Origin of the sequence: Bartonella sp. AP58NXGY (assembly GCF_042195785.1) — a bacterium.
Taxonomy (GTDB): domain Bacteria; phylum Pseudomonadota; class Alphaproteobacteria; order Rhizobiales; family Rhizobiaceae; genus Bartonella.
This window is the reverse complement of record NZ_JBHIOY010000335.1, coordinates 1-278: the sequence shown is the minus strand read 5'-3', so window position 1 is coordinate 278 and position 278 is coordinate 1. Positions and strand designations below refer to the sequence as shown.

1 protein-coding gene is annotated in these 278 nt (G+C 40.6%); it reads right to left on the bottom strand.

Annotated elements, in window-relative coordinates:
- A partial coding sequence (locus ACFINC_RS11250) for a winged helix-turn-helix domain-containing protein (RefSeq protein WP_375617258.1) occupies nt 1–278 on the bottom strand: 278 nt, incomplete at both ends.

Sequence of the window (278 nt, the reverse complement as noted above, 5' to 3'; positions counted from 1 at the left end):
ATTTTTTACGCAGACGCTTAATGTGACTATCAATGGTACGATCATCCACATAAACCTGATCACTATAGGCAGCATCCATTAAGGCGTCACGACTTTTTACAACGCCTGGTCTTTGTGCGAGGGTTTGCAGAATCAAAAATTCCGTAACAGTTAAAATAACAGGTTTATCTTTCCATGTACAGGTATGACGCTCTTGATCCATTACAAGATCTCCACGTTTAAGAGAAGAAGTAGAAGAAGTTCCTGTAGAAAGTGGTTGGTTACGTGCATTGGAACGG